We start from the raw sequence: 9064 nt of genomic DNA, 5'->3' as shown, positions 1-9064 counted from the left end.
GACATCGGTGAGCGACGTCAGCCATTGACCGAAGCCGCCCGCGCTGCCAGGATCATAGACCGAACCGGCCTGCTGATTGAGGGCGTTGGCCGCGCCAACGATGTGCGTATCATAGGTCGAGGCGTCATAGGTGGCACAGGCGCTGAATGCTCCTCAGTAAAAAGAGTAGGCAACACACTTTTTCGCGTAGAGCCAACGGAGAGAGCGTGTTAGCACACTATATAAGACAGAGAGAGATGCAAAGAAAAAGGTCACCTGAACAGTCAGAGAATGAAAGCCAGAAAACAAGAGAGAGGGAAATGAGGCAACCCCTATTGCCTGCGTTCTCCGAAATATGCCTGTTTCCTTTGCTGTTGACCAAAGTATAGTCGATTTCTGTTGTAGAGTCAAGGGTACAAGCAACCTTTTTTGCAGGATTTGTCAAAAATCACAGAGGCGAGGAGATAGAAGCGATATTTAGAGATGGCAAGTCCAAGAATAGTTTGGAGGAATAAAGAACCAGGGGGCGACCGCAGGGATCTGATACGTGGAGGTGTTTCGAAGCGGAGTCCGTCCCCGTAGGGGCGGGAGCGGGGTTGGACCCCACTATGGGGGGCCACAAGGGACCCAACCCCGCCCAACTCCACTCCCGCCCCTACAGAACCCCTCCAGACCTCCACGCGCCAGCCCCTACTGGCACCCGCGCTGTTTCAAAACGCCTACCCTTGCAGGTGCGCTGGAAGGGGCGCAATACATCTAGCCCCTACTTTCCTTTCGCCTGCTGGTAGCGTTTCTCGACCTCGTCCCAGTTGACCACGTTCCACCAGGCATTGAGATAGTCTGGACGGCGGTTCTGGTACTTGAGGTAATAGGCATGTTCCCAGACATCGTTGCCCATAATCGGGAAGAGTCCCTCCATCAATGGGCTGTCCTGGTTAGCGGTAGAGATGACCTGGAGATTGCCGTTGCGGTCCATGACCAGCCAGGCCCAACCGGAGCCGAAGCGTTTGGCGCCGGCATCGTTGAAAGCGGCCTTGAACTGATCGAACGAACCAAAGGTCGAGTTGATCGCATTCGCCAGCTCGCCGCTGGGCTGGCCACCACCATTGGGCTTCATGATCTGCCAGAACATGCTGTGGTTGGCATGGCCGCCGCCGTTGTTGCGCACAGCCGTGCGAATATTCTCGGGCAGTTCGTTGATGTGCTGGATCAACTGCTCAACCGGCATGGAAGCATACTGGCTCTGGCCCTGGACTGCCGCATTCAAGTTGTTCACATACGCCTGGTGGTGCTTGTCATGATGCAGGTGCATAGTCTCTTCGTCGATATACGGCTCTAACGCGTTGTAGTCGTAGGGCAAAGGTGGAAGTTCATACGCCATAAACATGTCTCCTTAAAAATAAACTACTGATCCATTATTAGATCGCCTCAATGCCTTGCCTCATCGATCAACTTGCAATTTGATACTCTTTGTCGAGCCTGGGCAAGTCCTACTATTCTCGTCTGAGTAAGGCAGAGGCGATTTTCAAAGCCTTTCTGTAATTAGTTGTATTAGATGCAAGCGCAAATGTCAAGCTGAGGGGCAGTTTGGGCCGATAAATCGGCCCCGGCGTTACCTCAATCCCAACACTTTGACAAGTCGCAATATCTCGGCCCCGGTATTGAGATCGTGGTTGGCGATGACCGTTTCTGCCGCCTGCCGGAGTAACATGATGGCTTCAGGGGTGTTGAGATCGTTCTCCATGGCAGCATGGAAGCGACCGCGCAGGAGCATGTCCTCGCCGCCTGTTTGCTCGCCCACCAGGGCCTGCACTTGCTGAATATGCGCGGTGATCTCCGTGGCTACCTCCAGATCCGCGGGGAAACATTCCCAGGGATAGCGATAATGGTGGTTGAGCAGCGTGATGCGAATGGCATTGGCGCTGTAGTCTTTGAGCAGGTTCCTGACGAGCGTGAGGTTACCCAATGATTTGCTCATCTTCTCGCCTTCCTGGTAGACCATGCCGGTATGCATCCAGATGCGCACGAAAGGAGCAATACCCGTAAAATGCTCGGATTGCGCAATTTCGCAGGTGTGATGCGGGAATGCAAGGTCCGCGCCCCCTCCATGAATGTCGATCTGCGGCCCCAGGTATTTCATGGACATGGCGCTGCATTCGATGTGCCAGCCGGGACGCCCGGGACCCCAGGGACTCGGCCACGCCGGTTCCCCTGGCGCCTGCGCTTGCCAGAGTACAAAATCAAGCGGGTCCTTCTTGTGCGGGTCATCCGGGTAATTGCCGCGCTCATTGGCGATCTTGAGCATGGCGTCATACGAATCCAGGCCCAGCACGTGCGGCATGACAGTAAATTCCGGGTCCTTTTTGACGCTGAAATAGACGTTGCCCTCGCGCTCGTAAGCATAGCCGCGCGACACCAGCGCCTGGATTACCTCGATCATGGTGGGAATTTCTTCCGTGGCGTGCGCGTACACATCGGGGCGGCGCACATTGAGCGAATCCATGTCGCGCAGGTAGCGCTCGGTTTCGCGGCGGCCCAGTTCATCCCACGCCATGTTTAGTTCGCGGGCCTTACGCAGGATATCGTCATCGATGTCGGTCACGTTCTGCACGTATTTGACCGTGTAGCCGCTAAATTCCAGGTAGCGAATCAAGGTATCGAACGAGACATAGGTGAAGGCATGCCCCAGGTGGGTGGTGTCATAAGGGGTCACGCCGCAAACATACATACGCACCAGTTTGTCTTCTAAGGGAACAAAGTCTTCGAGGGATTGCGTCAGGGTATTAAACAGCTTCATCAGGGTTGTTCTCCAGATTGAACAGGCGAATGGCATTGGCGGTAGTTACCTGGGCAATTTCCGGCAGGGACATACCGCGAATCTCGGCCAGCCTTTCGGCAGTATATTTGACGAATAATGGCTCATTGCGCCTGGCACGCAGCGGCTGCGGCACCAGGTAAGGACTATCGGTTTCGACCAGGATACGCTCCAGCGGGGCCATACGCGCGACCTCCGGCAAATCATTGTCCTGGCGGGTAAGCGGGCCGGCAAACGAGAGCATGAAGCCGTCGAACGCCAGGCATTCCTCCGCCTGCGCAACGTTGCCCGAAAAACAGTGGAAGACGCCGCGCAATCCCTGCCCATGGGCGCGCAGCAACTCGATCACATCATCATGGGAGTCGCGGACATGGATGATGCAGGGCAGATCACAGGCGCGGGCAAGCTCAAGGTGCGCGCAGAAGACGGCCCTCTGCACCTCGCGCGGCGATAGCATGCGGAAATAGTCCAATCCGAACTCGCCGATGGCTACCACCTCCGGCTCGCGTGCCATCTCACGATAGCGCGTACCGACCTCCTCAGTATAGGTCGTGGCATCGTGTGGATGAGTGCCTACGCCGGCAAAGATACAGCCGGGATGCGATTTTGCCAGCGCCAGCGCGAACTGGCTCGACGCAAGATCAACGCCCGGGTTAATAATGCGAGTAATACCTCCCTCACGCGCAGCCGCGATCACGGCTTCGCGGTCGGCATTGAAACGCGAAGTATCAATGTGGGCATGACTATCGACGAGCAAACGATTATCCTTTCCTAACGTATCGTCACCTGTAGAGACAGCGCCCTGTGCCTGTCCTGGGCTTGCAATGCCTCCACACTTCATAAAGTATAGTCTTAGCAATCTGAAGATGTCAAATCAACAATTGAGGAGACAGGGACAAGCCGCCTCTCCTGGTGCATTCATGTGTCCCAAAACCAGGGTTTACATCGTATAAAGGAAAAAGGGGTTGATTGATTGGCATTGACAAGCGGTCAAACTTTCTCGTACACTTTGATACAGGCGATGTCCTTTTGTAGGGGTATACCACGTGCTGGATCAATCGCCGGGCGACCACAACGGTACGCCCCCGCGGATGGTCGTTTTCGAGGGTAGACTATGAATATGATAAGCTGCCCAAATTGCGCTGAGCCGCTTCCCCGGATCGCAAAATACTGCCCGGCATGTGGACTGCCCCTGGTGGCGCCTCTAGCCGGTATGGATGGACAGGCGCCTGGCGCTGTCCCTACAGGTGGAAAACAGGCTAACCCTCCTAATGCGCCAGAGGCTCCGGATTCTGGACGAACGGCCATCTTCAAATCACATCGTCTCTACCCACTACGCGAGAACGAGGAACTTCCAACGCAGCCTATGCCCGCGGAAGAAGAGGCCCCTACTCAGGCTATGCCGGGCAATGCCGGCAACGAGGATGTAGAGACGCAGCGAATAGGAAATCGCGCCGGCGAAGAAGTTGTGGTCATCTCACCCAGCCAGTGGCAGCGCCTGGCCGCGGGCGACGATATATCATTCTCAACTCGCCTCATGGACAGCGAGGATGGTATCATTCATGACCAACCTGAGATGCGGCCTTTCTCGACCTGGAATAAAGTTGTCCGCAATAAGAACCGTAGCACAGTTCTCACACCACCGCAACTTGAGCCACTTGTCACACCCGGCACTCCACCACCTGTACTGCCAACGCAACGCGTACAACCTGTTCAGCAACAGCCACCACCCAGGCGGCCCCAGCCGAAGCTATTCTTCTGGCTAAGCACGCTTGCGATTATAGCCCTCTTGCTGGGCGGAATTTTTGGCATCGTCAGTGTCCTGGGGCGCTCGCCCACGGCACAATCGTCGTCTGGACAAGGCGCGTTCTCGTTGCAGGTCACTCCTTCTACCATTGCGCTTGGGGGAACCATTACGCTGCGCGGCACCAGGTTCAGCCCCAATGGGCGCGTAGGCCTGACTCGCGATACGCATATTCCGGTCATCGATACCGCAGGCTCGCATATTATAACCACCAATAGCTCAGGTAATTTCAGCGACACGGTCACGGTCGATCCAACATGGTTGTCCGGTTCGCATACCATACAGGCAGAAGATGCTGCCACCCATAAAACGGCCAGCTTTGCGATTAATGTGACCGGCAAAAGCGCCTCAAAGCCACCGCACCTGGAAATCTCGGTGAGCAGCCTCAATCTCGGTTCCGGCGACCAGGCGACCGACAGCGCCATGGCGATTACGCTGAATAATGCCGGCGGCGGAACGATTTCCTGGCAAAGCGGCACGACGCAGCCCTGGCTGCTGCTTAGCCCGAATAGCGGCACCTTTGTGGCCGGCCAACCGATGAAGGTAACCATTGCGGGAGACCGCGCAAATCTGAAGCAGGGAGTATATAAGGGCAACGTGATCTTTTCATCGAACGCCGGACAATTAATGCTGCCTGTCAAGATGAATGTGACGCCGCTCGAACCCCAACATGAAGCTGTACTCCAGCTCATGCCCGGCGTACTTTCCTTCACCGGCATAGATGGCGGCGCCAATCCGGTGGCCCAGGTCGTCACCATCAGCAATCCCGGCCTGCTACCTTTGCAGTGGAGTGCCTCGAGTTCCACCGACGATGGGTCAAACTGGCTGGTAGTAGGGACACGATCCAGCACCATAGGCAAAGGTGGCAGCCTGGCGGTAAAGATCGGCGTGAATACCAGCATGATGCTGCCGGGTACGTATAGCGGTCGCGTCACGTTCTCCAGCACAGGACCGGACCCGGTAAAGGATAGCCCACAATCGATCTTTGTCAGCCTGACCATTCTACCGCAATGCGCGGTCCAGGTCTCACCGGGCAGTCTGACGTTTACCGCTGTATCTTCGCAGCCCTCACCGGGGCCCAAGACCATCGATGTGGGCCTTAGCCAGGGATGTTCAAGCCCGATGCAGTGGAACGCCTCAGTCACAACCAATAATGGTGGGCACTGGCTCAGCATCAACCAGGCTAGCGGCAGAACTCCGGCCTATCCTCAGGTGAGCGTCAATAGCTCTGGCCTCTCGCCTGCCACATATACGGGCGCGCTCATCTTCAGCACAAAATCAGGCAATCAGACTATACCCGTGACACTGATCGTGGCACCGGTCGCGACACCGGTTCTCAGCGTAGGGCCCGCGACGATGAATTTTAGCGCCATCTACGGCCAGGTAAACCCACCTGCCCAGGTCGCTACGATCACCAACTCTGGTGGAGGCACGCTGGCATGGAATGCCTCGGCGACAACATCTACAGGAGCACCATGGCTTTCAATTTCAACCACCTCGGGCAGCCTTTCCAGCGGTCAGTCGGCCAGCATTACCGTTACAGCTATACTGTTACAATCGCTCTCCCCCGGCACCTACACTGGAACAATCACCTTTAACGCGACGGATGGATCGGGCAATCCGGCAATGGGCAGCCCGCAGTCGATTCCGGTTACCTTTGTCGTGCAACCGCCGTGCGCTATTGGAGCGACTCCGCTCGCGCTCAACTTCACGGGCATTGTTGGTCAGGCAAACCCCGCCACGCAGGCTGTGAACATCGCCGCCAGTGGGACATGCGCGCACGCGCTGAATTGGACAGCCAGCGTCAATACCTCTTCCGGTGGCACATGGCTGTCGGCCTCACCCGCCAGCGGCACGGTCAGCCTCTCGGCCTCCTCGTCCACCAACGTCGGCGTCTCGCTTGCCGGTCTATCCGCCGGCAGCTATGCGGGCACGGTTACGATCACGGCAGTTGACAGTGTCAGCGGGCAGCAGGCGGGTACAGCGCAAACGATTGCCATTACGCTCACAGTGCAGCCGCCATGTATGTTGCAAGCGCCATCGGATAGCGGCGAGACCTATTCCGCCGAGGTAGGATTGAACCCCGCCACGCAGACATTCAGCATTGCCGTCAGCGGCACGTGCAGTGGTAGCGTAACGATTACGCCAACGGTCACGACGGGCGATGGAGGAAGCTGGCTCGCGGTCACGCCATCGTCGGCGCAGGTAACGAGCGGCAATAGCGCTACATTTACGGTCGCGGTAACATCTGGCTCGCTCTCTGCCGGAACATACAACGGCACCGTTTCGCTGGCAGCGGTGGATAGTAACGGTATGACGATTGAGGGCAGCCCGCAGCAGGTCGGAATAACCACGAATGTGATAGCGGCGCCCGTGCTGAACGCAGGTCCGGGCGCGCTGACGTTCAACGTTGATACAGGATCAAGCGACCAGCAGATTGCCATCAACAACGCCGGCGGCGAACCGTTGAACTGGACGGCGGCGTTGGACCCCAACGCGCCATCCTTCGTCTCGCTCTCGGCAACATCCGGCACGGGCCTGGCGGGAGGAAGCGGCACCAACATCGACGTGATTGTCGATGCCAGCGGCTTGCAGGGCGGCACAACCTACACCACCAGCGCCACCATAAGCGCCATTGATCCGATTACGGGTAATGCTGTAGCGGGCAGCCCGGTCACCGTTCCCATCACCATCAACATCGCGCCACCCGCCATGCAGCTCAGTTCAGACAGCCTGGCTTTCACCGCCAATGTGGGCGTCAACCCCGATACGCAGGCCATTACGATTACCAACACCGGCGGCAACTCGCTCACATGGACGACCGATACACCTTCTCAAAGCTGGCTGACCGTTTCACCCACCAGTGGCAGCGACGATGCTGGTCAAAGTTCCTCGCTCACCTTCTCGGTGGATGTAACGGGTTTGTCCGCGGGCACCTACTCGGCCACGGTCGATATTACGCCCTCTTCTGGCAATGCGGTCACGGTGACGGTCAGCTTGACGGTTAGTTAATGTCTCTAACCCCTTAACAAAAAGGAGTAAAGATGTCAGGCATATTGGGTTTCCCTCCTCTTGTCATACTCGTCATTGTTCTCGGACTGATGGGTTATCTGGCGTATCACATGGTTTCTACCGGAACGGTCGATCCGGTAGCGGTCATCATCCTGCTCTTTCTCGGATTCATCCTTATCCAGGTACTATTTCGCTTGATACGCAAATCTCACGAGAGCGAGGCTGATTAGAGTCGGGCATGATCATAGGATAGAAGAGAGTTGGTAAAATAGTCGAGAAAAAGAAAGCAGTTACGCCTCTGTTATCGCCCCATCCACCACCTGATATCTGTGGGCTTTACCCAGAATCTCCTGCGGGAAATTGGTGAAATCGGTGGCCGTAATCAAGACCTGCTCGTGCTGTAGTATCTGGCGCAGCAGGTATTCGCGGCGCAGTGAATCGAGTTCGCTGAATACATCATCCAGCAGCAGGATTGGCTCTTCGCCGGTGACGCCATGCATGTAGGCCAGTTCCGCCAGCTTGGCCGAGAGCGCCACGGTGCGCTGCTGCCCGCGCGAGCCGTAAGTGAGCATGTTGACGCCGTTGACCAGAAATTCCAGGTCATCGCGGTGCGGGCCCAACAGGCACACGCCCTGGTAAATCTCCTTGCGCCGCGCCTCGTGCAGTTGCTCGCGGTAATGCTCAAGCGCCTCGATGGTGTTCCATTCGGGATTGACGGTGAACGAGGGACGATAGACGATTTGCAGGTGTTCGCGCCCGCCGCTGATCGTCGCTTGCAGTTCATCCACCTGAGCATTGAGCGAGGCCACCATGCGCTGGCGCTCAAAGATGATCAGATTGGCCCACTCGGTCAGTTTCTCATCCAGGTAGCCGAGCATGCGTGGATCTTCCTGATTTTCGCGGATGCGCTTGAGAAGGGCGGAACGCTGTGTAATCACCTTGCGATACTTGCCAAGCACTGCGCAGTAACGGGGTTGCATCTGGCATAACGCGCGGTCCAGAAAGCGGCGCCGCTCTTCGGGAGGGCCATCGACGAGTCGCAAATCGGTAGGAGCGAAGAGCACGACGGTCACCTGCCCTACCAGGTCCATAGGCTTCTTTGGCACATTATTGATTTTGACGCGCTTGCGCTGCCTGCTTTCGGGAACGCTGAAATCGGCGCCATTGGCAGGCGTAGGATCGACGATGACGATCTCGATCTTTACTTCACCGCTGTGCCGTTCGACGCTGGCCACGAGACGCGCAATGTGATCGGGCGCCTGCCAGTTGACGATTTCGCGGTCGGAGGCGGCGTGGAATGAATTGGAGGTGGCGAGCATAGCCACGGCTTCGAGCAGGTTCGTTTTGCCCTGCGCGTTCTCGCCACAAAAGAGATACAGACCAGGCCCAAGTGGAAGGTCGAGTTGTTTATAATTGCGAAAGTCGTGTAGTGCGAGGTGAGCAAGATACATGCA

The 9064-nt window shown here is 56.9% G+C and carries 7 protein-coding genes; 3 read left to right on the top strand and 4 right to left on the bottom strand.

The annotated features are described in order from the left end of the window. Nucleotides 1-213 (top strand): hypothetical protein (locus VFA09_14120; protein HZU68408.1); only part of this gene is annotated, 213 nt, incomplete at its 5' end. A gap of 529 nt (nucleotides 214-742) precedes the next feature. Here the strand turns inward: VFA09_14120 and VFA09_14115 are convergent. From VFA09_14115 to VFA09_14105, 3 genes are all read right to left on the bottom strand, one after another. Next, nucleotides 743-1360: a superoxide dismutase gene (locus VFA09_14115; protein ID HZU68407.1), complete on the bottom strand. Its 618-nt coding sequence runs from the start codon at nucleotides 1358-1360 to the stop codon at nucleotides 743-745. A gap of 231 nt (nucleotides 1361-1591) precedes the next feature. Then, nucleotides 1592-2776: a cysteine--tRNA ligase gene (gene cysS / locus VFA09_14110; GenBank protein ID HZU68406.1), complete on the bottom strand. Its 1185-nt coding sequence runs from the start codon at nucleotides 2774-2776 to the stop codon at nucleotides 1592-1594. Then, a complete protein-coding gene (locus VFA09_14105; protein ID HZU68405.1) occupies nucleotides 2763-3635 on the bottom strand; it encodes a TatD family hydrolase in 873 nt (290 codons plus the stop codon). The genes cysS and VFA09_14105 overlap by 14 nt, the downstream gene beginning before the upstream one ends. Nucleotides 3636-3914: 279 nt before the next feature. On the opposite strand from VFA09_14105, the gene VFA09_14100 reads away from it, so the two are divergent. Continuing rightward, nucleotides 3915-7610 carry a choice-of-anchor D domain-containing protein gene (locus VFA09_14100; GenBank protein ID HZU68404.1) on the top strand — a complete coding sequence of 1232 codons (3696 nt, stop codon included), beginning with the start codon at nucleotides 3915-3917 and terminating at the stop codon, nucleotides 7608-7610. 32 nt (nucleotides 7611-7642) lie between these two features. Beyond that, nucleotides 7643-7840, top strand: coding sequence for a hypothetical protein (locus tag VFA09_14095; GenBank protein ID HZU68403.1), 198 nt, complete (start codon nucleotides 7643-7645; stop codon nucleotides 7838-7840). A gap of 60 nt (nucleotides 7841-7900) precedes the next feature. On the opposite strand, the gene recF is transcribed toward VFA09_14095, so the two are convergent. Next, on the bottom strand, nucleotides 7901-9061 hold the full coding sequence (recF, locus tag VFA09_14090) for a DNA replication/repair protein RecF (protein HZU68402.1): 1161 nt from the start codon (nucleotides 9059-9061) through the stop codon (nucleotides 7901-7903). Between the last annotated feature and the right edge of the window lie 3 nt (nucleotides 9062-9064).

This window comes from Ktedonobacteraceae bacterium, from assembly GCA_035653615.1.
In the GTDB taxonomy this organism is placed as follows: Bacteria; Chloroflexota; Ktedonobacteria; order Ktedonobacterales; family Ktedonobacteraceae; genus DASRBN01.
The sequence above is the reverse complement of the archived record's forward strand: the minus strand, read 5'-3'. Positions and strand labels throughout refer to the sequence as shown.

Coding starts and splice junctions, on each gene's coding strand:
- VFA09_14115 (HZU68407.1), bottom strand. CDS start 1,360: ATGGCGTATGAACTTCCACCTTTGCCCTACGACTACAACGCGTTAGAG.
- cysS (HZU68406.1), bottom strand. CDS start 2,776: ATGAAGCTGTTTAATACCCTGACGCAATCCCTCGAAGACTTTGTTCCC.
- VFA09_14105 (HZU68405.1), bottom strand. CDS start 3,635: ATGAAGTGTGGAGGCATTGCAAGCCCAGGACAGGCACAGGGCGCTGTC.
- VFA09_14100 (HZU68404.1), top strand. CDS start 3,915: ATGATAAGCTGCCCAAATTGCGCTGAGCCGCTTCCCCGGATCGCAAAA.
- VFA09_14095 (HZU68403.1), top strand. CDS start 7,643: ATGTCAGGCATATTGGGTTTCCCTCCTCTTGTCATACTCGTCATTGTT.
- recF (HZU68402.1), bottom strand. CDS start 9,061: ATGTATCTTGCTCACCTCGCACTACACGACTTTCGCAATTATAAACAA.